20 protein-coding genes and 1 pseudogene are annotated in these 24,469 nt (G+C 67.5%); 12 read left to right on the top strand and 9 right to left on the bottom strand.

Annotated elements, in window-relative coordinates; genetic code table 11:
* The first annotated feature begins 711 nt into the window (after window positions 1-711).
* A complete protein-coding gene (locus ACZ54P_RS14645; protein ID WP_465462026.1) occupies window positions 712-3,123 on the top strand; it encodes a tetratricopeptide repeat protein in 2,412 nt (803 codons plus the stop codon).
* Window positions 3,124-3,687: 564 nt separating this feature from the next.
* Here the strand turns inward: ACZ54P_RS14645 and ACZ54P_RS14640 are convergent.
* Genes ACZ54P_RS14640 through ACZ54P_RS14630 form a run of 3 tightly spaced genes read right to left on the bottom strand, consistent with a single transcriptional unit; the run spans window position 3,688 to window position 7,018 of the window.
* Entirely contained in the window at window positions 3,688-4,848 is a 1,161-nt protein-coding gene (locus tag ACZ54P_RS14640; protein WP_465462025.1) for an SGNH/GDSL hydrolase family protein, read from the bottom strand.
* Entirely contained in the window at window positions 4,845-5,624 is a 780-nt protein-coding gene (locus ACZ54P_RS14635) for an SDR family NAD(P)-dependent oxidoreductase (RefSeq protein ID WP_465462024.1), read from the bottom strand. Before ACZ54P_RS14635 ends, ACZ54P_RS14640 begins: the two co-directional genes overlap by 4 nt.
* A complete protein-coding gene (locus ACZ54P_RS14630; RefSeq protein WP_465462023.1) occupies window positions 5,621-7,018 on the bottom strand; it encodes a DHA2 family efflux MFS transporter permease subunit in 1,398 nt (465 codons plus the stop codon). The genes ACZ54P_RS14635 and ACZ54P_RS14630 overlap by 4 nt, the downstream gene beginning before the upstream one ends.
* A 59-nt stretch (window positions 7,019-7,077) precedes the next feature.
* Between ACZ54P_RS14630 and ACZ54P_RS14625 the strand changes: the two genes are divergently transcribed.
* From ACZ54P_RS14625 to ACZ54P_RS14595, 7 genes and pseudogenes are all read left to right on the top strand, one after another.
* A complete protein-coding gene (locus tag ACZ54P_RS14625) occupies window positions 7,078-7,743 on the top strand; it encodes a TetR/AcrR family transcriptional regulator (RefSeq protein WP_465462022.1) in 666 nt (221 codons plus the stop codon).
* Window positions 7,744-8,618: 875 nt separating this feature from the next.
* Complete coding sequence (locus ACZ54P_RS14620; RefSeq protein ID WP_465462021.1) at window positions 8,619-9,137, top strand: hypothetical protein; 519 nt, start codon at window positions 8,619-8,621, stop codon at window positions 9,135-9,137.
* A 666-nt stretch (window positions 9,138-9,803) separates the two neighbouring features.
* Window positions 9,804-10,247, top strand: coding sequence for a hypothetical protein (locus ACZ54P_RS14615; RefSeq protein ID WP_465462020.1), 444 nt, complete (start codon window positions 9,804-9,806; stop codon window positions 10,245-10,247).
* Entirely contained in the window at window positions 10,220-10,507 is a 288-nt protein-coding gene (locus tag ACZ54P_RS14610) for a hypothetical protein (protein WP_465462019.1), read from the top strand. Before ACZ54P_RS14615 ends, ACZ54P_RS14610 begins: the two co-directional genes overlap by 28 nt.
* Complete coding sequence (locus ACZ54P_RS14605; protein ID WP_465462018.1) at window positions 10,508-10,753, top strand: tyrosine-type recombinase/integrase; 246 nt, start codon at window positions 10,508-10,510, stop codon at window positions 10,751-10,753.
* 65 nt (window positions 10,754-10,818) lie between these two features.
* Window positions 10,819-11,775 (top strand): erythromycin esterase family protein, encoded by a 957-nt coding sequence (locus ACZ54P_RS14600; protein ID WP_465462017.1) that lies wholly within the window; start codon window positions 10,819-10,821, stop codon window positions 11,773-11,775.
* Window positions 11,776-12,028: 253 nt separating this feature from the next.
* A pseudogene (locus tag ACZ54P_RS14595) lies at window positions 12,029-12,606 on the top strand (DinB/UmuC family translesion DNA polymerase); the annotation flags it as partial.
* On the opposite strand, the gene ACZ54P_RS14590 reads toward ACZ54P_RS14595, so the two are convergent.
* Window positions 12,603-13,298 (bottom strand): hypothetical protein, encoded by a 696-nt coding sequence (locus tag ACZ54P_RS14590; RefSeq protein ID WP_465462104.1) that lies wholly within the window; start codon window positions 13,296-13,298, stop codon window positions 12,603-12,605. The pseudogene ACZ54P_RS14595 and the gene ACZ54P_RS14590 sit on opposite strands and share 4 nt — an antisense overlap.
* Here ACZ54P_RS14590 and ACZ54P_RS14585 point away from each other — a divergent pair.
* Window positions 13,185-13,745, top strand: a complete 561-nt coding sequence (locus tag ACZ54P_RS14585; protein WP_465462099.1) for a PA domain-containing protein — start codon at window positions 13,185-13,187, stop codon at window positions 13,743-13,745. The genes ACZ54P_RS14590 and ACZ54P_RS14585 overlap by 114 nt on opposite strands.
* Before the next feature lie 36 nt (window positions 13,746-13,781).
* On the opposite strand, the gene ACZ54P_RS14580 is transcribed toward ACZ54P_RS14585, so the two are convergent.
* The 3 genes from ACZ54P_RS14580 to ACZ54P_RS14570 form a co-directional block, all read right to left on the bottom strand.
* The gene (locus tag ACZ54P_RS14580; RefSeq protein WP_465462098.1) at window positions 13,782-14,570 is read right to left on the bottom strand and encodes an SDR family oxidoreductase; all 789 of its coding nucleotides are present in this window, start codon (window positions 14,568-14,570) and stop codon (window positions 13,782-13,784) included.
* Window positions 14,571-14,686: 116 nt separating this feature from the next.
* Window positions 14,687-16,219, bottom strand: a complete 1,533-nt coding sequence (locus ACZ54P_RS14575) for a PHA/PHB synthase family protein (RefSeq protein ID WP_465462016.1) — start codon at window positions 16,217-16,219, stop codon at window positions 14,687-14,689.
* Window positions 16,220-16,950: 731 nt separating this feature from the next.
* Window positions 16,951-17,307 (bottom strand): transposase, encoded by a 357-nt coding sequence (locus ACZ54P_RS14570; RefSeq protein ID WP_465462015.1) that lies wholly within the window; start codon window positions 17,305-17,307, stop codon window positions 16,951-16,953.
* A gap of 159 nt (window positions 17,308-17,466) precedes the next feature.
* Here ACZ54P_RS14570 and ACZ54P_RS14565 point away from each other — a divergent pair, with 159 nt between their 5' ends.
* A complete protein-coding gene (locus ACZ54P_RS14565; protein ID WP_465462014.1) occupies window positions 17,467-19,221 on the top strand; it encodes an alpha-keto acid decarboxylase family protein in 1,755 nt (584 codons plus the stop codon).
* A 65-nt stretch (window positions 19,222-19,286) separates the two neighbouring features.
* Here ACZ54P_RS14565 and ACZ54P_RS14560 read toward each other — a convergent pair whose 3' ends face one another.
* Both ACZ54P_RS14560 and ACZ54P_RS14555 read right to left on the bottom strand, forming a co-directional pair.
* Window positions 19,287-20,594 (bottom strand): hypothetical protein, encoded by a 1,308-nt coding sequence (locus tag ACZ54P_RS14560; protein ID WP_465462013.1) that lies wholly within the window; start codon window positions 20,592-20,594, stop codon window positions 19,287-19,289.
* Between the two features lie 220 nt (window positions 20,595-20,814).
* A complete protein-coding gene (locus ACZ54P_RS14555; RefSeq protein WP_465462012.1) occupies window positions 20,815-20,994 on the bottom strand; it encodes a hypothetical protein in 180 nt (59 codons plus the stop codon).
* A gap of 900 nt (window positions 20,995-21,894) precedes the next feature.
* On the opposite strand from ACZ54P_RS14555, the gene ACZ54P_RS14550 reads away from it, so the two are divergent.
* A complete protein-coding gene (locus ACZ54P_RS14550) occupies window positions 21,895-22,794 on the top strand; it encodes an alpha/beta fold hydrolase (RefSeq protein ID WP_465462011.1) in 900 nt (299 codons plus the stop codon).
* Window positions 22,791-24,452 carry an FAD-binding dehydrogenase gene (locus ACZ54P_RS14545; RefSeq protein WP_465462010.1) on the top strand — a complete coding sequence of 554 codons (1,662 nt, stop codon included), beginning with the start codon at window positions 22,791-22,793 and terminating at the stop codon, window positions 24,450-24,452. Before ACZ54P_RS14550 ends, ACZ54P_RS14545 begins: the two co-directional genes overlap by 4 nt.
* The last annotated feature ends 17 nt before the right edge of the window (window positions 24,453-24,469 follow it).

The following is a 24,469-nucleotide window of genomic DNA, read 5'->3' as shown; positions in this document are numbered from 1 at the left end:
TGGCGCGATACGCGCCGCGTCCCAGGAACCGCACCAGGATCCAGGTGAACTCGGCGAGCTGATCGAGAGTGATCATGTGCCCGGCACTGCGTCGCGCAGAAATGCCACGAGTTCGAGACTGATCCTGGTGACACCGACGTGAGACAACTACCGAAGTCGCGGGTCACGCAAGATCGACATGTCGTGTGCGGTGAGACCCTGCAGCTGTTGTAGGTTCTCGATTTCCGTGACCAAATCTCATTGATCTTGACCAACGTTGGCAAATATGCCATTGGATTGAGATCGATCATCGCTGAGCCATCCGAGTGGACCTTGGCGACTCGTCGATCGTCATCGGCCCTCACGCGTTGGTGCGGAGTACCAACCTCGTGGCGCTCGTCGAGCACCACGGCCACCGCCGTTCGAAGATGCGGTGGCGCAAACGAACCAGCAGCGTCCGCTCAGGCCGATGAGCGGACGCTTTGGTGTTGAGGGCGCACATGCAGAAGAGGTACTGATCGATATTAAAGGCAAATTCCGATCTGCGATCTTAGAAGATCCGGTCTTCAATTCAGGCACGTGACAACGAAGCCCTGGACATGTGATGCTTAATGACGACGGACTGACTCGCAGGTGCTGTGGTCGATAGATCCGGGGGTGGACGTGCGTCGGCGAATCCCTGGCCGGGGCATCGGTGCGGGACTGTCCACCGTTCTGGCAGTGGGTGCCGGGGTGTTCACCAACGTGGCAACATCTGCTTGGACGTGGTCGACCGGCGTGGGGCTGGCGGTCTTCGCCGGTGGCTGGGTAGCGTTGGAGATGTGGCGGGCGGTTCGGGCGAGCGGCGATCGAGCCGTCCAGTCGGCCGCGGTACCGCAAGGGGTGATCCGATTGCGGGGCGGATCGCTCGATCCGCCGACCGGATCAGCTCCCCGACGCGTGCGCGGACGGTCCAGCCTCATCGCTTCGTTGGCCGACGGGTACCGCACCCCGCAGGGACACTTTCATGTGCTGAGCGGATTGGGCGGCGTCGGAAAAACCACAGTGGCGTTGGCGGTCGCACAGCAGGCTGCCGATGAAGGCGTGACAGTCTGGTGGATGACGGTGAGGGACCGCCAGAAGCTCAGCAACGACTTGCTGGATCTGTTGGTCGGTCTCGGAGCAACACGTCAAGAGGTGCAACAGGCACTGTCCGGGATGCGGAGCGTCGTCGACCTGGTGTGGCGGTACCTGGAGATCGGCCTCGACCGCTGGTTAGTGGTCATCGACAACGCCGACCAGCCCGACATGCTGGCCGCCGACGGAGCGGGGGTCGGAGACGGCAATGGCGTAGTGCGGGGGTCTCATCGAGGCCTCGTTGTCGTGACCAGCCGGGTTACCTCTGCCGAGGTGTGGGGAACTCGAGCTGTGATGCATCGCATCGATGCGCTGTCGACCAGGGACGCCGCCCAGGTCGTGGCTGACCTCGCTCCGCATGCCGGCAGCGAGCGTGACGCCGCCGCATTGGCGTCCCGGCTCGGTGGGCTGCCCTTGGCGCTTCGTGCGGCCGGCAGGTATCTGAGTTCCCCTCAAGCCCAATTGGAGGGAGTCGGCAGCTTCGCGGCGTACCAAGCGATCCTGGACCAGGAGCGCACGGCGCGGCCATGGACACGGCCGCTCGCGGCAATCGAGGAAGCCTGGGACGCGTCGCTGGACCTGCTCAGCCGCCAAGGTTTGCCGCATGCCCGGACGTTCGTGCGGTTGATCGGTGGGTTCGCTTCCGCGCCGCTGCCGGTGTGGATGTTCGACAGCCCGGCGCTGTATGGCAGTCGGGTATTCGGCACGACGGCGAAATACGGTCCTCTCCGCTGGCGGCGTGACGGCGCTTTGTCACCGGCAGGGGGAGTCGGGTACGGTCCTGCGACTCACCAGAACACGGTCGAGGCCTTGTGCCGGCTGGGGCTGCTGGATCTTGAAGGGTCCGGACCGGAACAGGTGGCGTCTCTGGTCGCACACCCCTTGGTGTTCGAAGTGAGCGCCGTCTGGCTGTCACAACACCCGGGCATGAAGCGCGATGTTCGCGCCACGGTGATCGCCCTGTTGGCCGCCGCGGTCCGCGATCGGGATGCACACGATGCTGCCCAGTACCATCGGTGGCCGCTACTGGTCGCGCATCTCATCCACGCTCTGACTACCGCCGAGACCGTTGTTCCGGCGGACCAGCTCGCGTTGCTCCGCGCCGCGAACATCACGAGTTGGGGTCTGACCCGGTCTGGCCACCATCTCACCGCTCTCGGCCTGGCCACCGCGACCGCCGAATCATCTCGCCGGCTGATGTCGACGGATCATCCGCAGTACCTGGCCGCCCGTCACCATATCGCGACCGCTCTTTTCGAGTTGGGCCGATTCCGGGACGCGGCCAACGAGTTCGCCGATATCGTCGCCGAACGGACCCGAGTGCTCGGGCCCGAACACGTCGATACTCTCTCCAGCCGAATGAACCAGGCCGATCTGCTGATGCGAACAGGCCGATATGACGAAGCCGAAGCCGAGTTGCGCGCGGTGTATGAAATACAGCACCGAGTACTCGGTGACGACTCTCGTGAAACCTTGCTGACTGGATCGGACATCGGCAAGGTACTGAACCACCGAGGCTGCTACGAGCAAGCGGAAACTCAGTTCCGTACCATCCTGGCTCGGCAGCGTTCGGCACTGGGGCGACAGCATTCCAACACCCTGCGCACTTGGCGGGGGTTGGCGCTAGCGCTGGCGGAGCAACGCCACTACGCCGAGGCAGAAGCCGAGTATCGAGCATCCCTCACCGTCGCCGGACGAGTCCTGGGGCCGGAACATCCGTGGACCCTGGAAGTACGGCAGGGGCTGGCCGAGGTCCTCATCCACAGACAGCACCACGAGTCGGCTGAACGCGAGCTACGTGCTGTGTTCGCAGCCCGCAAGCGGGTGCTTGGCGAGGCTCATGCCGACACATTGACGAGCCGATACTGGCTCGCCGAACTGCTCGCCAGGCGCGGCCGGAGCAACCACGCACTCGCCGAACTGCGAGCGGTACAGACCAGCCAGCGAGAGGTGCTGGAATCACAGCATCCAGACCTCCTACGCACCCAGGAGAGCATTAGCCGATGGCACGGTTCACACGAAGGCTAGTCGCGGATCAGCAACCGAGCGGCTACACCAGCGTAAGAAACCCAGGCCATGACGAATGCACTCTCATACCACTATGAGGACCTTCGGCGGGCGGCTGCACCAGCTCACGCTCCCCGGTCGCCGCAGCCGCTGGCTCGCCCGGCCGAGGAAATGCCAAGAGTTTGGGACTGATCATGGTGACGTCATTTTGAGACAACGGTGAATGCCCAGGTCGCCCAAGATCGACATGTCACGAGCGGTGAGAACCTACAGCGACGACCGCTGGACTTGATCATTCTTCGACGTATCACGAGCGCTGAGACTCTGCAGCTGCGTCGGTCGCAGATGCTGCGGCGAAAACGAAGCAGCAGTGTCCGCTCATGCCGATGAGCGGATGTTCGGCGCTACCGTGGACCGGTTCCATAACGACCGCACGGGGGCAGCTTTCAGGTCGTTCGCGTCCCGTCGAGGTTCGAGCGGATGATCTGGGTTGTGGAGTGGTCTGGTCTCGCTTCCGCCGGTGACCTGTGCCGACTCGACGCCAGCATGTCCGCGTAGTGGGTGGGCTGGGTGGTGGCTGTGGGGTTACGCGAAGGGGCCGTTGAAGGCGAGTTGGGCGAAGCGCTCGCCCATGCGCTGGTAGCCGGCTGGATCGAGATGGAGGCCGTCGGGCGGTGGGAGTTCCGTGTGGTCCTGCTGGCCGTAGAGGGTGCGGCCGTCGAGGTAGTGGAGGTGGGGGTCGGTTCGTTCGGTGGTGATGCGGGCGAGTTCGTCGCGGACGATCGTGAGGCTCAGCCGTCCGTTGGCCAGGCTGTCCGGGTGGCCGAGGGTGCGGAAGTGCAGCGTGGTGGCGTCGAAGTCGGGGACGGTGGGGCCGGGGGCGTTCTCGATGATCGGGGTGAGGATGGGCGATACGACGAGGAGTGGTGTGTCGGGGTGGCCGTCGCGGATTGTGTCGAGGAAGCCGTGCACGGCTGGGCCGAACGCGCGTAGTCGCATCAGGTCGCTGGTAACGAGGTTGGTGCCGATCTTGAGGCTGATCAGGTCGGCGTCGGCGTCGCGGATGGCGCGGGCGACGAACTGGTCGAGCAGCGCGTTGGTGCCGAAGCCCAGGTTGGTCAGTTCGACGCCGGCGAGCCGGGCGGCGACGGCGGGCCAGGTCCCGGTGGGACTAGCGGCCTCGGCGCAGTGGCTCAGCGAGCTGCCGTGGTGCAGCCATCGCCGGCCGGACGAGGTAGGCGCGTTTACGGGAGCGTCGGCGCGCAGGGCGATCAGCTCGGTGATCTCCGCGTGCGGCAACCAGATCTCGAGGTTCTTCGGTTTGGCGGGCAGGCCGGCGAAGCGGACGGTGCCAGGCTGGCCGGGTGTGGTGTGGAAGCGGCGCGCGGGCAGGTCGAGGATCAGCGTGTTGCCGGCTGGAGTGCTGGTCTGTGCGGCGAGACGGCCGTCGATCAGCAGGTCGTACACGCCGTCGGGCACGGCGGGCGCTCCTTGGTAGACGGTCTTGGTGGGCAGCACGTCCAACTCGAGGGTCGTGGCGGTGGTGTGGAAGGCCAGCCGTACGCCGGCGGGCTGGGCCTCGACCATCGTCAGCGGTTGGCCGTCGAACCGGGCGGCGTGGTTGTCGGGGAATTGGGCCCGGGCGGCGGCGGGCAGCCGGTGTGGCAGCAGTCCGTGCGGGGTGTGTTCGAGGTCGAGGGCGCCGCGGATGGCGACCGGTCCGTCGACGAGCGGGATGGTGATCATGACTGCCTCCTGATCAGATAATGGGTGAGGTTGGCGAGACGTTCTGCCGGAGCGGGGTCGAGGTCCGGGTCGATCCGGCGGCCTTCGACGAATGCGCTGAGTGGCACGCCGGGTGGCTCGTCGATGAGCGCGAGGATCGGCGCGATGCCTTCCGCGACAGGTTTGCCGAACTTCTTGAGCCTCTCGACGTGGGCCAGGGTCGCCGCGTCGTACTCGCCGGAGAAGCTGGTGGCCACGGCGCCCGGGTTGACCAGTACGTAGGAGACCGAGTCGTGCCGTGCGGCGAAGGCGGTGCCGAGCAGGTCGTTGGCCCGCCCGGCCTGCAGCTGGGCGGTGACGCCGTCGTAGCCACGCGTCAACCCGATGTCGTCCCAGTGGATCTCGGGTTTGGGCACGCCCGGGCCGGAAACATTGACGATGAGGGGTTTCTCGGCTCGCTTGAGTGAGCGGGTGAGGCCGTACCCGAGCAGGAAGCGGCTGAGGTACTCCAACGCGAACGTGCTCTCGAAGCCCTCGGCCGTCTGACGGCGGGTGGATCGGAAATGCCGCGCGCACAACACAAGTGCGTCCACGACCGGGAACGCCGCGGTGATGTCCTCGACGACCTTCCTGTTGTTCGCGACCAGGCTGAGGTCCGTCGAGACGAAGTGAGAAAACACCGCGCCCTTGTCAGCGTCGCGGCCGAGGACGATGACGGTGTCGCCGCGATTCTGGCAGTGGCGGGCGACGGCCCTGCCCATCCCGTCGGTGCCGCCGGAGATCACGATGGTCTTCATCGGGTTTCTCCTTGTGTCATAAGTGCTTTGCCGGGCAGCAGGGTGCTCGCGGCAAGGAGGACGAGGATCACGCCGATCAGGACCTGGTAGACGTTCTGCAAGCCCGCCTGCGTGTCGGCCGCGGTGTCCATGGTGAGGACGACGACGGCGATCCCGATCGATCCGCCGAGCTGGTTGAGCATGTAGAGCACCGAGCTTCCCTGCGGTACGAGCGGTCCCGGCAACGTGCGGTAGAGCGAGCCCATCGCGGGCGGGCCGACGAAGCCCAGTCCCACGCCGATGGCGAGCGCGGCGAGCGCTACCCACACCTCGCCGGTCCCCGGTCTGATCCGGGTGAAGGCGAACGCGGCCAGCGCGGCGACGAAACCGCCTGCCAGCGCGAGGTTCCTGGAACCGACTCGATCGCTGATGCGTCCGGCCAGCGGCGCGGCGACCGCAGCGCCCACCCCGAGTGGCGCGACAAGCAGCCCGGCGGCGAGTGCGCTGTGTCCGTGTGTCTGTTGGAAGTACAGGGGAAGTGCGACCAGACTGGCGAACATCGTCAGACCGGTGAGCGCCATGACCGTCACGCTCGCGGCGAAGCCGCCACGGGCGAGTAGCCGGAGGTCCACCAGCGGCCGGTCACGGCGTAGGGCGTGGACGGCGTAGCCGGCCAGCAGGGCGATACCGGCCATCAGAGGCGCGAGCACCGGCCAGGCGACGAACTCGGCATGCTCCGCCGCCTGCGACAACACGAGCAACAGGCTTGCGAAGCCGGGGCCGAGCAGAGCGACGCCGAGGACGTCGAGACGCGCCCGTGCCCCCTCTGCGGGGCGATCCTCCGGCATCACCCGCCGGGCGAGAACCAGTGCGAGCACGCCGATCGGCACGCTCAGCAGGAACATCCACCGCCAGCCCATGCCGGCCAGCACGACGCCGCCGACGACCGGGCCCAGCACCGGGCCGAGGGACAAGACCGCGGCCATCAGCCCCATCACCCGCCCGGCGTGCTGTGGCCCGGCGGCGCGGGCCAGGAGCGTCAGCACGAGTGGGTCGAGGATACCGGCTCCGACACCCTGCAGTACCCGGAACGCGATCAGGATTTCCGTGTCCCAGGCCAGTCCGCAGCCGAGGGAACCGAGCAAAAAGACACCGAGACCGACGAGCCACATCCGCTTCCCGCCGAAGGAGTCCACGGCCCAGCCGGTGACGGGGATGGTGACGGTGACCGCGAGCAGGAACCCGGTCGAGACCCAACCGGTCGTGGCCAGGGAGGCGCCGAACTCACTGGCCAGCCGGTCGATCCCGACCGCGACCATCGTGCTGTTCAGGATCCCCAGTGCGCCGCCGAGCAGGATCACGCCGATCAATCGGCGCAGCGCGGGCGCCAGCCGACGATTCTCGATAAGACTCATAAGTCTGTTGTACCAGACTCGTGAGTCTGGTTTGACGGGCGTCCCGGTATGCTCACGACATGAGTGGAGCTGTTGCGGCCCGTGGGCGGATCGACAAACGTCAGGCGATCCTGGGCGCCGCGTTTGCCGTCTTCGCGCGGGAGGGATATGCCCAGGCCGGGGTGGACGTGATCGCGGCGGAGGCCGGCGTGGCCAAGGCCACCGTGTACAGCCACTTCCACGACAAGGAAAACCTGCTCCGCCAGGCCATCGCGGCCTCGGCCGACCAGGCGCTGGCCCAGAACCTGGCGGCGGTCGAGCGGCTCACGGACCCCGGCAACCACCTCCGCGCCACCTTGGAAGACGTCGGCCTCCACCTGCTCCAGTGCTACTGCGACGACCGATCGTGGGCGCTGCGCCGGCTGCTCTCGGCGGAGATCAACCAGTTCCCCGATCTGCTCGACATCGTCCACACCCGCACAGCCGACCGCGTCACCGACGCCCTGGCCGACCGGCTCGCCCGCCTCACCGTCACCGGCCACCTCGACACGCCGGACCCACTGTTGGCGGCGGAGCAGTTCACCGCGCTGCTGGCCGGCCCCGTCGACAAGCGCGCCCGCCTCGGCACCCGTCGCGTCCCCATCACCGAGCTGCGCGTCGTGACACAGGCCGCCGTCAACACCTTCCTGCAGGCGTTCAGTTCGGTGGGATCGAGTCGATCACCCGACCCGGGTCCTCGTCGATGAGCAGTTGTTCCCTCACCGGCGTCGACTCCCACGTTCGTACCGCCGGCTCGCCGCCGTCTGCCCCTGCAGCCCGATCAGCGCGGTCCGAACGGGCGGCATGGCTGACTCCACCTCGCAGGATGAGCACCGCGTGCCGCTCACCCGTCGCGGTGGCCGTTGGCGGGTGAAGCGCCGACGGCAACTCCAGACACCCTCGATCTGGAGCTGAGTCGTCGACCGTGCCTGACGGATTGCTGGACAAAACGTCCGCGCATGCCGTGATGAGGACGCTTGGGCAGGCGGGTGGACCAGCCCATGCTGCCTGATCACCGCAGGCATCTGGCTCACACCCGCCGAAGAAATGCCACGAGTTTGAGGCTGATCATGGTGACGTCGCCGTGAGACAACCTAGAAGACCCGGAGCTGCGCCGTACTGCAGCACTTCCCAGCTAGACAACCAGGCTGTAGCCAGTGCCGTGTAACACTCAGCGACCTCAACGCGAGCTGAGAGTATGGATCCTCAATCAGCGCAGGTCGACCTTCAAGAGCTCGGGGTACACCTCAGGGTTGAGTGGTCCTTCACTTCAGCAGACCATGGCGCTGTAGGGTCCCAGAATTGATGACACTTTCCCAAGGATGTTGGCACCGAAATGGCACTGGTGCCACTAAAACTGGGATTGCCTATCCTTCATGCCCGCTGGTCCGTTTGCGTGGGAGTCTGCGACGCGCCTCAGCTCAGATGATTCCCTGGTTCCGATCGCCACTCAAGTAGCGTGCTCGCTGGCGGTGTCACACAGAGAACACGGTGTGGCCGGTTCTCTTGACGGGACATCCGCCGGCTCAGGGAGATGCCTCCGAAGCATGGGCAGACCCTACGTGGACTGAGGAGCGTGGCCATGAGGCGGCAGCTGAGACGGCGGATGGTGAGCCTGGCGGTTGGCGAGATGGTAAGTGTCGTGGTGTTCTTCGTCGTCTTTTTCATGCTGGCAGGGGTGCCTCCGACGGCCGCGAACGTGTCAGGATTCCTGCTCACCGCGATGATGCTGGTTCAGGGCAGCGTCTACTGGATGGGTAAACGCCGCCAACTCGGAGGTCACCGTGTGGCCCTCACCATCGTCGTTCGAGTGCTGCGGCTGCTGGCGCCGGTAAACGCGGCGCTGATCGCGATCGGTCTCGTTCCGATCGTGGTGGAGGCGCAGTCGGGATCTCTTGGTCGTTTCTGGCTGGGCGCGGCGTTGTGGAGTCTGGCCGTCGCCGAGTACATCAACTATTTCCATGTACAGCTGGCTTATGGACGTCGGGCGGATCGCGTCTGGATTCTTCGCAATCGACGGCTCAGGAGATCTCATCTGTCTCGTGACCTCTCGCGGCTCCGGTCGGCCGAACCTGTGGGCCACAGTGCGCTGCCACACTGAGGAATTGGTGTGGTCGGTGGCCACGCGACAGCAGTCAGCATCGGCTCGAACGAGCCCATGCCCAGGACAACCTGGATACCGAACCGAATGGGCCCGGCAGCCACGGCGGCTGGGCGATCGCGACACACCGACGATCGGACCGCTGAAGGTCTACCTCGCCCGCCTACCCGCCAGCCTGCCCCGTCCGCAGAAGCAAAGTCCGCCAGCTGCTGCGCGGTTGACGTAGCCGGCTCCGACAGGAGTCCGGAGGCCCCTCGGAAGCGGCGCTAGCCCACAACGTGCCTCCACCGACGGGCTTACCGCGGGGCCGATCCTCGTTGCCTGCGGGCGTCGGCGAAGTCAACGCGATCCCAGTATGGTTGGCGATCTCCACGGGCTGCCAGACCGGCAGCCGTCAGGACCTGATCATCGCCTGTCCGCGCGTAGCGTCCGGCCCGCTACGTACGGTGCACCGTGGCGGCGATCCGGCCGCTCGCGGCGTTGCCGAACGTCCGCGCATGTCGCGATGTGACCAAGACGCGCGTACCGGATGAGTTCAAGCTCGGTTCTCTGTGGCTAGATCGTCGATGATGCATCGCAAGGCGCTTACTGCGCTCGAGCACCGCAGGTACCTCGGGTTCTGGTTCGATTTGGGCTCGCATTGCTCCCGCATCAGCCTGAGTAGTCATGGAGCTTTCAGAACTCGATGACACGGTGTTACGACTAGCGGCCCTTGCCTACCTCGGTCGCTACACCGGTGTCTCACAAACGCATTCGGAGTCGGACCTGCGGATCTTCTTCGCCTGGTGTGAGGAACGCGAAATCCTGCCGCTTGCAGCGGGGAGGGTACAGATTGAGTTGTACGTGCGGGGGATGCAGGAAGTCCGGCGGTTCAAGCCGTCGACGGTGTCGCGCAGGGTGTCGGTCGTCACTGGTTTCTACCGCACCTGTGTCATCGACACGGTGCTCGAGCGTTCGCCAGCTGAGTATGTGCGGCGTCCGATCGTGCCTAGCGAATCGCCGACGCTCGGCTTGTCGCATCTCCAGTTTGAAGCGTTGCTGACCGCCGCGCGGAATCAGTCAATCAGTTCGACTTCGCGTCGGTGGCGATGCTGGGACTGCTGGGTTTAAAGATTTTCGAAGCCTGTGCCGCCGATACCGGCGACGTCGGTGAGGAACACGGACACCGGGTTCTACGCGTGGTCGGTAAGGACAGCAAGGTCGTACTGGTGCCGTTGCCGCCGGCGGTCGGGCGGGCTATCGACCGTGCCGTCGGTGAACGCGACCATGGCCCGATACTCCTCAACCGGCGAGGTGTGCGCATGGACCGGCACCGCGCAACGCGACGGCTGCGAGCCCTGTCCGACGCGTCGGTGGTACGGCTGCCGTAGATGCATCCACACATGCTGCGCCATACGTTCGTGACCACGATGCTCGACGCGGGCGTCGACCTCCCAGACCTTCAGATCGCGGCCCGGCACGCCGACCCACGCACGACCATGCGCTACGACCGAGCCCGCAAGAACCTCGACCGGCACCCGAACTGCATCCTGGCGGCATACATGGCGTCCGCGACCTTGACACCTCATGCACTGTCCTGCCGATGTGCGAACGGCGCTCCTTGTGGCCGGCGATGAGACCTGTCCCACTGGCGACGGTTTTGACTGGACCTCTACCAAAGTGTAGGTATGAGACTGGTCCTATGACGACATCGAGGACCGACACACCGTCGCGGTGGATCCACCAGTACGCGCATCCCCTGGTCACCCTCGATCCCGAAGGACCACTCGCCGATCTGGCACCACTGCACGACATGGTGCGTGACGCGAATCTGGTCGCGCTCGGCGCTTCGGCCCGCGACACGTACGAGCTTTCCGCTGTTTCCCAGCGGATACTGAGGTTTCTTGTCGAGGAACTGGAATTTCGTTCTCTTGTGCTCGAAGGTGACGACATCACGAGTATCGCGCTTGACGAGTACGTGCGAACCGGAATCGGTGACCCTCGAGCGTTGCTGGCCGGCGCCAGGTCATTCTGGCGAACCAGGGAACTCCTTGATGTCGTCGGCTGGCTGCGTCGCCACAACGAGCAGAATCCGGCCGACCCGGTCCGCATCGCCAACGTGGCGGGGAGTTCACGTCGCGTGGCACCTCTGCCCGACAATCTCGGCGACATCGAACGACTGCTGGCCGACAATACGATCCGCTGGCACGAACACACCGGGCATAAGATCGTCTACTGGGGTGGCATGGCGCATATGGTGAACGGCAGGACGCGGGCCCTTTCCGCTGACACGCCAGCGGACGTCGATCGCAGTGCGGGCAGTTACCTCAGGGAGCATTTCGGCTCCGGCCACCGTTCGGTGGGGCTGACCTTCCACCACGGGTCGGCGTCCTACGCCGTCCCCGCGCCGCCGGCCGATTTCGTCGATGCCGCGCTGGGAAGTACCGATATGGACGCCTATCTGCTGGATCTGCATGCCCCGAGCCCGGCCCCGGTCCGGGAGTGGCTGAACCGACCGGCGAAGACCCGATTGGTCGGCCCTGCCTACAACCCCGCCGAGGATGCTGTCCGCCACCTCTCCGGTGGTTCGCTCGCCGAATGGTTCGACGTCATCGTCCACTTCCAAGAGGTGACCCCGGCCCATTCACTCGACATCTGAGACCAGCCATCGTCGGCATCCAAGACCGGAGGGGTGCCACCCCGCCGACATCCTCGACGACCATCCGCTCATGCCGCGATGAAGGACCTTCGGACAGGCGGCTGCACCAGCCAACGCTGCCCGATCGCCTCAGCCGCCAGGCTCAAGCCGGCCGAAGAAATGTCAGGAGTTTGAGACTGATCATGGCGACGTCTGCGTGAGACAGCCGAGAACACCCTGGTCGCTCAAGATCGACATGTCACGAGCGGCGAGAACCGTCGGCGTGGCCAGAACGAAGTTTCTCGCCAAGGTGGCCGGCGGGGTTGCGAAACCGAACGGCCTGCTGGTGGTCCCGACGGAGGGCGAGCTGGACCTCCTGCATCCGCTGCCGGTGGAACGACTCTCGGGTGTGGGCAGGGTGACCGCGGCGAAACTGCGCGACCGGGGCATCACCACGGTCGCGCAGATCGCCCAGTTCTCCGAGGGCCGGCTGGTGTCGCTGCTCGGCCACGCCGCGGGCAGGCATCTGCACGCGTTGGCGCACAACCGGGACCCCCGGCCGGTGCGCACCGGCCGGCGGCGCCGCTCGATCGGTGCGCAGCGCGCGCTCGGGAGGCGGCCACGCACGCACGCCGAGCTGGACGCCGACCTCACCGCGTTGGTCGACCGGGTGACCCGGCGGTCGCGGGCGGCGCGGCGGGTGCGCCGCACGGTCGTGCTGCGGTTGCGGTTCGACGAGCCGGATCCGCTGGCGCTGGACTCGGTGCGGGACCGGTTCGCGTCGCCGCGGTGACGCGCGGACTGTTGCTTGGCAAGCCACAGCCGCCGCAAATGCCGATGCTGCCGGACTAGGCCACCTTGATCACCTTCTCCGCGGCCGTGCGAACCGCGTTCAGCACGCCGGTGGCCCACTCTCCGGTCGACTCGTCGGTGAAGTCGCTGGATGTGGTGCCGACAAGCATGGTGGCCGCGCGGGCCAATGCCGCTGCCAGCTGCCCGATCGCGTCGGCGCCCGGGTCTACCCAGCTGTCGCCGTAAGAGTCGGATCTGATCGCCACGGGCAGGTCGGTGTCGGCAAAACTGGTACTGGCGCGCCTTGACGCGGTGAGCAGATCGAGAAGCTGGTCGGCGAGCGCGTCACGCAGCCGCCGGAAGCCGTGGGCTTGAACACCGTAGCCGCGGGCCAGGTACTGCCGGTCGGTCGCGAGAATTACCCGCCTGGCGACCGCTATCGATTCTTCCCGGAGCATCTGGTTGGTCTGCTCGCACATCCGGGCGTACTCGGACTCAAAGGTCATGTCCCAATTCTGACCTGGCCTGCTCGCGCAGCCGATACCGCCGGATCTTGCTCCGCGCCGCCGGCCGTGGTGCCGAGCGACGCGACCCCGGGCCGCGAGGCGTCCGACCACTCCGGCGTGACCGGCAAGATCGTGCTGGTACAGCGCGGTTTCTGCCTGTTCGCGCAGAAGCAGACGGCCGCGGCGGAGGCGGGCACGGTCGGTGCGATCATCTACGACAACCCGCACGCGCTGCTGCTCTGTCACTACAAGCACGCACAGCCCTCTGCCACCGCGACGGCGTCAAGGACACCCCAGCCTGGACCACTGCGTCCCCGGCAGCACCAACGTCGTCCGCACCGATCAGCATGCCGCCCACGGCACTTTCGAGGTGTTCCACGCCGGGTCGCTGATGTCGACGTCGGCGTACCCGATGTAACAGCCGTCGGTGTGGTCACCGGGTTCGGGGACACCGCCGGTGCCGCGGTAGACATCGGCGTAGAACTTCCGGATCCACGCCAGGTGCTTCGCGTCTTCCGCGGGATCTGTCCAGTACGTCTGGTCTTGCAGCTTCAGTACCGAGTCACGCTGGGCCACAGCGGTGTCGACTGGTTTGTTGACGTTGCAACCGTAGGAATCGTGGTGGCGGCGTCGGCCCGCGAAACCGGCGAGTGCCAGTGCGCCACGACGACTCCGCGGGCCTCGGCCCCCTGATGCGAAAGAAGTCGATCTGGCGCTGTGGGAGGGCACTCAGAGGTCAGGAAGGTTCAGATCGATGTTGAGCGCGTGCAATCCGCCGTCGACCTCGATCACCTTCCCGGTCAAATAGGCGCTCGCGTCTGTGGCGAGGTAGAGGACGGCGGCCGCGACGTCCTGCGGATCGCCGATACGCCGTAGCGGTGTTGACGCCTCGGCAAGCTCGCGCGCCGACCCCTCGCCAACGAGCTTCTGTAACGCCAAGGTGAGCACGGTGCCGGGGGCCACGGCGTTGACCCGGACCCGGGGCGACAGATCTGCGGCGGAGAGCCGCGTGTAGTGCGTCAACGCCGCCTTGGCCGTCCCGTAAGCGAGGAACCCGCGACCGGCGATGCGTCCGATCACAGACGAGATGTTGACGACCGCGCCGCCGTCGCCGCGCAGCATTACTTCAGCCGCGGCACGCGTCAGCGCGTCCGCAGTGGACACGTTGAAGCGAAAAGCTTTTTCGAGGGATTCCGTTGAACTGCGCCCCAGCGGACCGGGTCGGCCCCCGCCGACGTTGTTGACCACCACGTCGAGCCGGCCGAATTCGGCTTCGGCGTCCCCGGCCAGTGCCGCTCCGGCGTCCGGATCGGACAGGTCGCTGCACACCAGGTGGGCTCGGCGACCTTTTCGCCGCACTTCCTCCGCCACCGCGAGCAGCTGTGACTGTGTGCGCGCGGCGAGCACGACATTCGCTCCTGCTTCGGCGAGTGCGATCGCGCTCGCCGCACCGATGCCGCGACCGGCGCCGGTCACCACTGCCACCTTGCCGTCTAGGCGAAACCGGTCAAGAATCATGAGTCGCCGCCTTGGTGTCGTTGTGCCGCGGAAATCGGGGGTCTGGCGGACAGGGGCTCCGTGCGTGGGGAACCTTTGCCGCACGGTGGGGCATAGCTGAACACCGGGCTTACCGGTCAGCGCGACCGCACGTGCCGACCTGGCGCGAAGTCGCCCGCGGGATGCCGGGTGCTCCCCGGGGCACGGGCGGGGACATCCGGTCCCGAACGGGGCGCGAGCCACCGGGTCCATGCCTGCCACCAGGATTCCTGATGTGGCGCCGAACCGGCCCACCACACCGTGGGGTCGCCGGGCAGCGGCGCCGGTCCCGTCCGGTAGGTGGCGTTGGGGCGCGGCGGGCTGATGATGCTGCCTACGTGTCCGGAGGGCACCAGGTGGAAGGCCACGTCACCACCGAGCAACTGTGCGCTGCGATACACCGTCTGCCAAGGGATGATGTGGTCCCGGACGCCGGCGACCACGAAGGCGTCCTGAGGGGCGGTGGCGAGGTCGACCGGCCGGCCCGCGAGCCGTAGTCTGCCACGGGCCAGCGTGTTGTCGATCGACAACCGCAGCGTCTGCTCGAACAGGACGCGGGGCACCCCCACCCCGTCCTCGGTCCACGCCCAGATGTCGAAGGGTTCCGGCCGCTCACCCAGAAACCAGCCCGAGATCGACGGCTGCCACAGCGTGTCCCGTGAGCGCGCCAGGTCGAACAGCAGGCTGATGCGGTGAGCATCGACCAGACCCTTGCGGTTGGTGAGGATCCGGGTCAGCAGCTTGATTTCCAGGTCCGACCACCGGTTCACACCATTGTCGGGTGAGGGGTGATCGAGGGCGGAAACCAGCAGGGTCAGTGACGCCGCACCCGGCTCACCGGCCGCGTCGAGCCAGGCGGCGAGGGAGGCCGCGAGCATCCCGCCCGCGCACACTCCGGTCAGGTGGACTTCCGAGGAGCCGGTGATCTCCCGCGCGACGTCCAGGGCGCGTAGCGGAACCCGTTGGAAGTACTCGTCCAACCCCGTCTCCTTGTGGTGGGGCAGTGGGTTGCGCTGGCTGACGGCGAACACCGTGAACCCTTCCTTGACCGCCCACTCGACGAGGCTGCGGCCCGGAGCCAGGTCGAAGATGTAGAACTTGTTCACCCAGGCGGGGATGAGCAGGAGGGGAACCTGATGCACCTCGGTTGTCTGTGGCTCGTACTGGAGTACTTCCATCAAGTCGTCGCGGTACACGACCCGGCCGGGTGTGGTGGCCAGATTCGTGCCTACGCGGTAGGCCCCGATGGGCATCTTGGCCGGGCGGCCCCCGCGGTGCACCACGTCGTCGAGGAGGTTGCTCGTGCCGCGGATCAGGCTTGTGCCGCGGGTGGTCACGACCCGGCGGAGCGCTGCGGGGTTGCCGATGAAGGTGTTCGCCGGCGCCGAGGCTTCGGCGACGAGTTCCGCCAGGAGCCGCACCTGCGGCCGACGCCACGCCGGGACGAAGGGGACCTCGGCGCTCGCCAGCACCAGTCGGCGCCACACCAGGTATCCCCGGAGAAGAAGCCGGTAACCGGGGGAGTCCCAGGCGGCGTCGCGAAACCGTTCGTCACCGGGATCCGGCCCGGCCTCGACCGCCTTCAGCAGCTCGCGATACCACCGCCGTGCTCCGGTATTCGGTGGTGACACCGGAGGTTTCGACCCATCTTGGGTGTGCTGCTCGAGGTCATGCGCTTCCACTGCTCGTGCTCCTCACCGGACGGCGGTCAACCGAACCTCGCTGTGGCGGCGGATGCCCGGCCGGGGGGAACGGTGGGCGGGCTCACGAGCCTCTGGCATCCACTTCTCTGCAAGACCGTAGAACCGCGTGGTGCGCATCGGCAGGCACGTTGGCGGGGTCGCGGCTTCGCCAGGAGCCACAGAGGTGTGAAAGGCGCAGCGAGGTGGCTCGCCGTGGGACCCGTGCGCCGACCACGAAGCCGTGTGCGCCAACAGAGCGCTGTCTCACGTGGGCGTTGGGGCGACGTGCCGAAACCGTTGCGCCGCTTCGCTGTCACAGGGCCGCACGCGCGGAACTCAGGACGACAAGTTGTCCGGACAGGGCGGTGGCGAACGAGTGCGCGCCACGTGGCGATGGGTTCACCACGCGGGACGGCCGCGATGGGCGACGTACGTCGCGTCACCGCATACGGTCGGTGGCACGGACCGCAGATCCCGGGTCCGTGCTCCGGAAGTGACATCGGCCTGGAGGATTTCCCATGCACAGCAGCATGCCCGCCGAGCCGCTCGCCATCGCGCGTATCGCTGGGTACGGGCCCACAGCCCGCTACGGGCAAGGCCGGCCGGACGCGGGCGACAGGAGAAGGTGATGGCGGGGAGCGCATCCGACGAGCGGGAGGCGGCGGGCACGACGATGCGGATCAACCGCGGTATTGCGCCCGGGTGAGCGCGATGTCGACGATCGCCACCGCCCACTCTTGGTCGTCGCCGAGAGCGGAGCGCTCCTCCAACGTCCGTCGCAGGCGCTCCCACATCCCCGCCTCGGTCCAAGCGAGGAAGCGACGGTGCGCCGTCGCGGGGGAGACGCGGAACGTGTCCGGCAACCGGCGCCAGGCGCAGCCGCTCACGAGCACGAACACGATCGCCGTGAAGACGTCCCTGCCCTCCAGCGGGGTGGTCCCGCCTCCTTGCGGCCGTGGACCGAATTCCGGGATCAATGGCTCGACCACCGCCCACAGCCGGTCGGGCACCAAGCGCCGGGACAGCTCCTCTCCCATGCCGGAAAGCATGGGCAGCGGAAGAGGACCCCACAAGGCGCAGCCGGGGCACGCACGCTCGACACCGCGCTCCGGCGCGCGGTCCGTACGAACCGGGTGCGCCGCGTCCCGGTGGAACACCGGTGCGATACCGGATTCCCACGCCCAGAGAGGAAGCAGATGACAACCAGGACACCGGAAACGAGCGCCATGGTGATCGACCAGATCCTGGATCGCTTGTGCGCCTTGGGAGTACGGCACCTGTTCGGTATGCCGGGTGACTACAACCTGAAGGTACTCGATCGCGTGGTCGCCCATCCGCGGATGAAGTGGGTCGGGACGACGAACGAGCTGGGAGCCGCCTACGCCGCCGACGGTTACGGACGGGTCAACGGCTTCGGCGCGCTGTTGACCACTTTCGGTGTGGGCGAGCTGAACGCGATCAACGGCGTGGCGGGCAGCTATGCCGAGCGCGTCCCGGTGCTCCACATCGTGATCGGACCGACCACGGACACCGAGGGGGCGGACAGTCCGGTCCACCACACGATGGGGGACGGTGACTTCGACCGGTTCGCCCGAGCGCACCGGCAGGTGGTGTGCGCGGACGCGGTGTTGCGCGCCGAGGACGCCCTGTTCGAGGTCGACCGCGTGGTGACAGCCTGCCTGCGGGAGAGCCGGCCGGGGTATCTGCGCGTACCGCGCGACGTCGCCCTCGGTCCGGCGCCGCCGCTTCCGTCGCTGAATCGGCCGGATCCGAAAGCCGCCCACCCGGGCAGTCTGGACAATTTCCGCGCGGCTGCCCGGGCGCGGCTCGCTGAGTCGGACGACGTCGCGGTTCTGGCGGACTTCCTGGTGGACCGGTTCGACGCCCGCGCGGAGCTGGCCGAACTGCTGGCGGCCGGGCCGCTCCCGCACGCGACGGTGATGGCAGGCAAGACAGTGGTGGACGAGCAGGCCCCCGGCTTCCTCGGGCTGTACGCCGGTGCCATGAGCGAGGCGGAAGTTCGCGCCACCATCGACCGTGCGGACCCGCTGATCATGGCGGGTGTGCTGCTCACCGATCACGCCACGGGCAAGTTCACGCACGAATTCGATCCCGAGAAGGCCATCGAACTCGGACCGACGACCGCGCGGGTGAACGGCGTCGAGTTCCCCGGCGTGCCGCTGGCCGCCGCCCTGACAGCGCTCACGGCGCTGATCAAGGAGCGTCCGCCGGCCCGCGCGTTCGTCACGGCGCCGCGACGGCTGGTTTCTTCGACGGCGAACCCGCCGGTGGGGAATCTCCCGGCGGCGGTGAAGAAGTCCGCCAAGGCGCTCTTCCGCACTTTCTGCGGACGCTGGACGCCGCTGACCCAGTCCTACCTGTGGAAAGCCGTGGGCGAGGCCGTGCGGCCCGAGTACATCGTCTACGCCGACAGCGGCACGGCGCTCATCGGCGCGGTGGAGCAGCGGTTTCCCGACGGCGCCCGCTTCATTTCCCAGCCGCTGTGGTCATCCATCGGGTTCACCGTCCCCGCGCTGCTCGGCGCGCAACTCGCCGATCCGACCCGGCGCGGACTGCTGCTCATCGGCGACGGCGCGGCTCAGCTCACCGCACCGGAACTGGGCGTCCTCGGCCGCCACCGGCTCAATCCCATCGTGGTCCTGGTGAACAACGACGGCTACACGGTCGAGCGGATCACCCACGGGACGAGTGCCGTCTACAACGAGGTGGTCCGCTGGCACTGGTCCGACGTTCCGGCCGCACTCGGCGTACCGAACCCTCTTGTGCTGTCCGCCCGCACTCCCGCCGAGCTGGACAGGGCGCTCATCCGGGCCGCCACCACCACGGACCGGCTCGTCCTCATCGAAGCGTTCCTGCAGAAGGTCGACGTGCCACCGGCGTTCCACCGCATGACCGCCAACCGGCCCGACAAGGCCAAGTGGGTACCGTGAGCCACCCCGCGCGCGAGCCGGTCCGGCGCGGTCCCATCGCCGGGCCGGCTCGCACACCGGGCAGGTCAGTTCGCCTCCGGTGCGGCGGCGAACTCGCGCGCTTCCTCCGGGTGGCCCAGCGCCCCCAGCCGCCCACTGAAGTCGACGAGGTCGACGGCGCATTGGGCGGAGTGCACACCTTTGAGCACCTCCACCGCCTGTTTGGCGGTGCGACAGGCGTACTCGACGTCCCCCACCTGCAACTGTGCCGTGGCCAGGAGCATCAGCCTGAGCGCACGGCGCCGTGACCAGCCCGGAGGACATCCTTGAACCGCTTCGCGAGACCAGCGCACGACGGTCGCGAGCTGATCGAGGTCCCGGGCGCACCGGGCGAGCTCCTCGGCCAGGTAGGCCTGATCGACGTGCGCGACCCAGGCCGGCTCCCGGCCCCGGCCGCCGCGCTCCAGCGCATTGATCGCCTTGCCTGCGGCTCGCTTGCAGGCCTTCGCGTCGCTCAGCATGGCGTGGCCGCGCGCCTCGGCGACATGGCAGACCGCTTCGACCTCAGGGGTGGCCCCGCCTCGCGTCCCTTCCTGTGCCACCCGGGCGAGTTGGACGGCCTCGTGGGGACTGCCGAGCGCGAGCGCCATCCGGCTCATGCCCGATGCCAGCAGATACGCGCCCATGCTCCGGTCGTCCGCGGCTTGGGCGAGCCGCAGAGCCTGGATGTAGTAGCGCTGCGCGAGGCCTGGCTGACCGGTGTCGACCGCCATGTACCCGGCCAGCTCGGTGAGCCGGGCGGCGGTACCGAGCAGTTGCCGACCGGCTGAATCACGGTGGGAGTCCACGAGCGGCCGGGCGACGACGCTGTCGAGGTAGTGGACGACGACGGGCCGGATGCCGGCGCTGCCATAGCGGTGGTCGAGATCGGCGAACGCGGCTGTCGTCGCGCGCACCGCCTCGACGTCGTCGGCGGCAGGCCCGTCGTCGGTCCCGACGTCGTCCGGGACACCGATCAGCCAGTCGCGACTGGGCTGTACGAGCACGGAGGCCGGCAGCACCTCGCCCGTCAGCGGGCCACTGCGCTGAGCGTCGCTGTGCCACAGGGCGCGCACGTGGCGGAGTGCGTCTGTCAAGACGGGCTCGAACCGCAGCCCCGCGGCGGGTGCCGTGCTCGTGTCCGGCGTCATGCCGATCTCGTCCACGGTGACCGGGCGGCCCAGCTTGTCCCCGAGCGCCTCGGCGATGACCGCGGGCGCCGGGCCGCGCGGTTGCTGTCCCCGTAGCCAGCGGGCCACCGATGTCTTGTCGTAGCGCAGATCCAGCCCTCGCCCGGCGCCGCACATGTTGACCCGGCGGGCGAGCCCGGTATTGGAGCACCCCGCCTCGCCCATCACGGCTCGTAATCGCTCGTTCGCCTTCCGACTCGCTGGCGGTCGGCTACTCATGACCTTTGTCTCCTTCGTGTCCTGGACGAGTGAAACCGTGAACTCGGTGTCGGTGGCGGCTGCGTTGCTGGTCAGACTGATCTCACGGGCCGCCGACCGGCGACGGCAGGGCGGGCAGGGGTCGCGCGACGCGGGCGAGCACGCCGGGCAGGGCGCGTCCGCTGGATCACGACGCAGAGCCAGCGGAAAAACCCTTGTCCACCAACGACATCTGCTCGTCGCGGAAGAGATTCCGGTACTGGCCGAGCAGGGTGGCCCGCGCCTCGCACCGCGTTGCGCAAGGCACCGGGGCGACATCGGTGATCCACGGCTCGACGAACCACGCGTGGCGACCCGCTTCCGGCACGATGATCGCCTTGCACCGCAACGGTTGGGCGATCCTACGTCGCTGATTCCGGCGTCCCCCACGCCATAACGCTTCAGTGCCGGCGCCACGGCCGTCATCCGCTTCACTGCTCGCACAGCAGCCCCTTATAGAACCACCCGGAAGGTGCCCTCGCCGGACGGCCGCGGCGAAACCAGACGGTCCGATGGCCGTCGGGTGGCTCCGACGTCGAATCCGGATTCCCCGCCGAGAGACAGCCGGGCCGGATTTATTTCCCGGGTACGTTACGAAGGTCGTAGAAGAAAGTCGTCACGCATCCGAACAGCGCAATCAAACGTCGCGAAGCCGCACGATCGAGGTGACTACTCGGAAAATCCAGCTTCGCCACTGCGAAAACCAGGAGAACCGCCAAGGAATGGAATTGAGAGCGAGGTCACAGTTTTCATCGTACATCGCGCCAACCGTGGGATCGGACGCCGCACCGTTCGCGAGCCCTGCTCTGGCGCTGTTTCACCCCTGTAGGCATAGGTTGAAGGCATGGAAAGTGATGTTAGGCGCAGCTTCGAGCCGCTTAGATAAGCCGTTGGAGTGAAAATCTCCATTTCTCTCTAAACGTGCGGAAATCAACCCATTCGGACTCATATTCGGCACGACCCCGGCTTATGGCGACCGCGATCTCCGCGCATAGGCAAGAATCCCGCACCGTCGACGGCGGCGGTGGCCGATTGATTCCGTGTGAACGGCGCGCGGCCGCGCGGTATCTGCGCCCTCGGGCGCCTCAAGTGCGCCTGCCCGCGCCGCGCGTCGCGTATTACGGTCTGATCGTCGGCTTTCCCTGGTTGTCGCGGGAGAGCCCGTGCAGTGTCGAGCCTCCGCACCATGTGGTCCGGAGTGGCCGCACTCCGACGCAAGGAGAACTCCATGACCACTTCCGTCGTCGAGCAAGCGCGAGAGATCGGGGAGCATTGGACCGACGTGGACGGCGCGGCCACCCGCTACCTGGCTGCCGGCGCCGGTCCGGTCGTCCTGCTGCTCCCGGGACAGGGGTCCGTGTCCGAGGAGTGGTACGACGTCATCCAGGGCCTGGCGAGCCATTATCGGGTCATCGCGGTCGATTTCCCGGGGTACGGCTACACCGAACCGATCGCCGACGTCTCGGTTCCGGCGCTGGCGGCGTTCGTGTGGCGCTTCGCCCGTGTCATCGGCTTGCAGCGGCTCGTGCTCGTCGGGCATTCACTGGGAGGAGCGGTGGCGGTGCACGCGGCTCTGGAACAGCCGAGTCGGGTGTCGGCTCTGGTGCTGGTCGACTCCGCCGGCCTGGGACGCGCCGTCAACCCGTACACGATCCTGCAATCCGTCACCCCTCTGGGAGATCTGACCCCGCTGCTGGTCCCGGTGCTGCCGCTGGGCCCCCGGCTGCTCGTCACGGCGGTGGCGCTGGTCGGATCGTGCCGGCCCTGGCGCATCCACGCGGCCTGGTGGGAAAGCCAGACCCGGGTGGCCTCCACCCCGGTGGCACTGGAGACGAGCCTGCGCTTGCAACGCTCCACGATCGGGCTCTTCGGGCAGCGCGGCCCCTTGCTGCGCCGATTGCGGGAGTTGCCGATGCCGACCTTGGTCGCCTGGGGTGTGCATGACCGGCAAGTGCCTTTCTGGCATGGAATCGCGGCGCGGCGGAGACTGCGCCACGGACGGCTGGCACTGGTCACGTGCGCCAGCCACCTGCTGCCGTCGGAGGCGCCGGAGAAGCTGGTCCGCACGGTTCGTCGATTCCTCGCCGACGTCGGCGAGGACCAGGCACACGGGGAGATGCTGTCATGAGCGATGCGGCGGACGTCATCGTCGTGGGTGCCGGACTGGCCGGTCTCGTGGCGACCTTCGAGCTGTCCAGGGCCGGACGGCGGGTGCTCGTGGTCGAGCAGGAGAACGAAGCCAACCTCGGCGGGCAGGCGCACTGGTCACAGGGTGGCCTGCTGCTGGTGAACAGTCCGGAACAGCGGCGAATGGGCATCAAGGACTCGCTGGAATCGGCGTTGTCCGACTGGCTGGGCTCAGCGGGATTCGACCGCGACCGGGAAGACCACTGGGCTCGCGCCTGGGCCGAGGCGTACTTGGGCTTCGCCGCCGGTGTCAAGCGGGACTACCTGCGCATGCTCGGGCTGACCCTGATGCCCAACGTCGGCTGGGTCGAGCGCGGGGCGGGCACCGCGACCGGGGCGGGCAACTCCGTGCCCCGGCTCCACCTCACGTGGGGCGCCGGACCCGAGGTCGTACGGGCCTTCCGTGACCCGGTGCTCGACGCCGCCGTACGCGGGGCGGTGAGCTTCAGGCACCGGCACCGGGTCGACGAGATCGTCGTCGAAGGCGGAGCCGCGGTCGGTGTGCGCGGTGCGCTGCTGGCACCTTCGGACGCGCCACGCGGCGCGGCCTCCACGCGGCAAGAGATCGGCACGTTCGATCTGCGAGCGCAAGCGGTGGTCGTCACCTCGGGCGGTCTCGGCGGCAACCTCGACCTGGTGCGCGCCAACTGGCCGACCGACCGCTTCGGTGCCTTCCCGGAATCGATGCTCGTCGGCGTCCCGGCGCACGTCGACGGGCGGATGCTGGAGATCACCGCACGTGCCGGCGGTTCGGTGGTCAACCTGGACCGGATGTGGCACTACCCCGAGGGGCTCAAGCATCACAGCCCGACCTGGTCGCGCCACGCGGTGCACTTCCTGGCCGCCCCCTCGGCGCTGTGGTTGGATCCCGCGGGACGGCGACTGCCGCCACCGCTGTTCCCGGGCCACACCGCCGGAAACACGCTGCGGCATCTGACCATGAACGGCCACTCCCACTCGTGGCTCATCATGACCCAGACGATGGTGGACAAAGAGTTCGACCTGCTGGGATCGGCGGAGAACCCCGACATCACCGGCAAGAACTGCGCCCTGTTGCTGTTGCGGGCGAAGAAGAGCCTGATGAAGCCGGTGCACGACTTCCTCGAACGCGGCGAGGACGTCGTGGTCGGCCGGACGCTGCCCGCGCTCGTGGCGGCGATGAACGCGCGCACCCCCGCGACACCGCTGGATCCCGCGCGGGTGGAGCACGAGGCCGCGACGCGCGACCTGCAGCTGCGCAACGACTACTCCAAGGACCTGCAGCTGATGTCCTTGCGAAACCTGCGCGAGTACAAGGTCGAGCGGCTGATGCGCACCGCACGCCCGCACCGGTTGCTCGACCCCGCGCACGGGCCCCTGTACGGGATCCGCCTGAACATGTTCACTCGCAAGACCCTGGGCGGAGTGCAGACCACCCTCGACGCACAGGTGGTGCGCCCGGACGGGTCCGTCGTCGACGGTTTGTACGCCGCCGGTGAGGCGGCCGGATTCGGCGGTGGGGGAATGCACGGTTACCACGCCCTGGAAGGCGCGTTCCTCGGCGGTTGCATCTTCTCCGGCCGGGTCGCCGGGCGTGCGCTCGGCATGAGACTGGCCTGAGCCGTCCCACGATCGCC

The sequence above is a fragment of the Amycolatopsis sp. NPDC034160 genome (genome assembly GCF_055575355.1).
Note: the sequence above shows the minus strand (reverse complement) of the source record. Positions and strands in the feature narration are given on the sequence as shown.

Bases quoted from the DNA above. Each gene is read 5' to 3' on its own strand.
- ACZ54P_RS14560 (WP_465462013.1), bottom strand. From the start codon at position 20,594: ATGGGCGAGGCGGGGTGCTCCAATACCGGGCTCGCCCGCCGGGTCAAC.
- ACZ54P_RS14625 (WP_465462022.1), top strand. From the start codon at position 7,078: ATGAGTGGAGCTGTTGCGGCCCGTGGGCGGATCGACAAACGTCAGGCG.
- ACZ54P_RS14570 (WP_465462015.1), bottom strand. From the start codon at position 17,307: ATGGGAGAGGAGCTGTCCCGGCGCTTGGTGCCCGACCGGCTGTGGGCG.
- ACZ54P_RS14550 (WP_465462011.1), top strand. From the start codon at position 21,895: ATGACCACTTCCGTCGTCGAGCAAGCGCGAGAGATCGGGGAGCATTGG.
- ACZ54P_RS14635 (WP_465462024.1), bottom strand. From the start codon at position 5,624: ATGAAGACCATCGTGATCTCCGGCGGCACCGACGGGATGGGCAGGGCC.
- ACZ54P_RS14630 (WP_465462023.1), bottom strand. From the start codon at position 7,018: ATGAGTCTTATCGAGAATCGTCGGCTGGCGCCCGCGCTGCGCCGATTG.
- ACZ54P_RS14620 (WP_465462021.1), top strand. From the start codon at position 8,619: ATGAGGCGGCAGCTGAGACGGCGGATGGTGAGCCTGGCGGTTGGCGAG.
- ACZ54P_RS14640 (WP_465462025.1), bottom strand. From the start codon at position 4,848: ATGATCACCATCCCGCTCGTCGACGGACCGGTCGCCATCCGCGGCGCC.
- ACZ54P_RS14615 (WP_465462020.1), top strand. From the start codon at position 9,804: ATGGAGCTTTCAGAACTCGATGACACGGTGTTACGACTAGCGGCCCTT.
- ACZ54P_RS14580 (WP_465462098.1), bottom strand. From the start codon at position 14,570: ATGATTCTTGACCGGTTTCGCCTAGACGGCAAGGTGGCAGTGGTGACC.
- ACZ54P_RS14545 (WP_465462010.1), top strand. From the start codon at position 22,791: ATGAGCGATGCGGCGGACGTCATCGTCGTGGGTGCCGGACTGGCCGGT.
- ACZ54P_RS14605 (WP_465462018.1), top strand. From the start codon at position 10,508: ATGCATCCACACATGCTGCGCCATACGTTCGTGACCACGATGCTCGAC.
- ACZ54P_RS14600 (WP_465462017.1), top strand. From the start codon at position 10,819: ATGACGACATCGAGGACCGACACACCGTCGCGGTGGATCCACCAGTAC.
- ACZ54P_RS14565 (WP_465462014.1), top strand. From the start codon at position 17,467: ATGACAACCAGGACACCGGAAACGAGCGCCATGGTGATCGACCAGATC.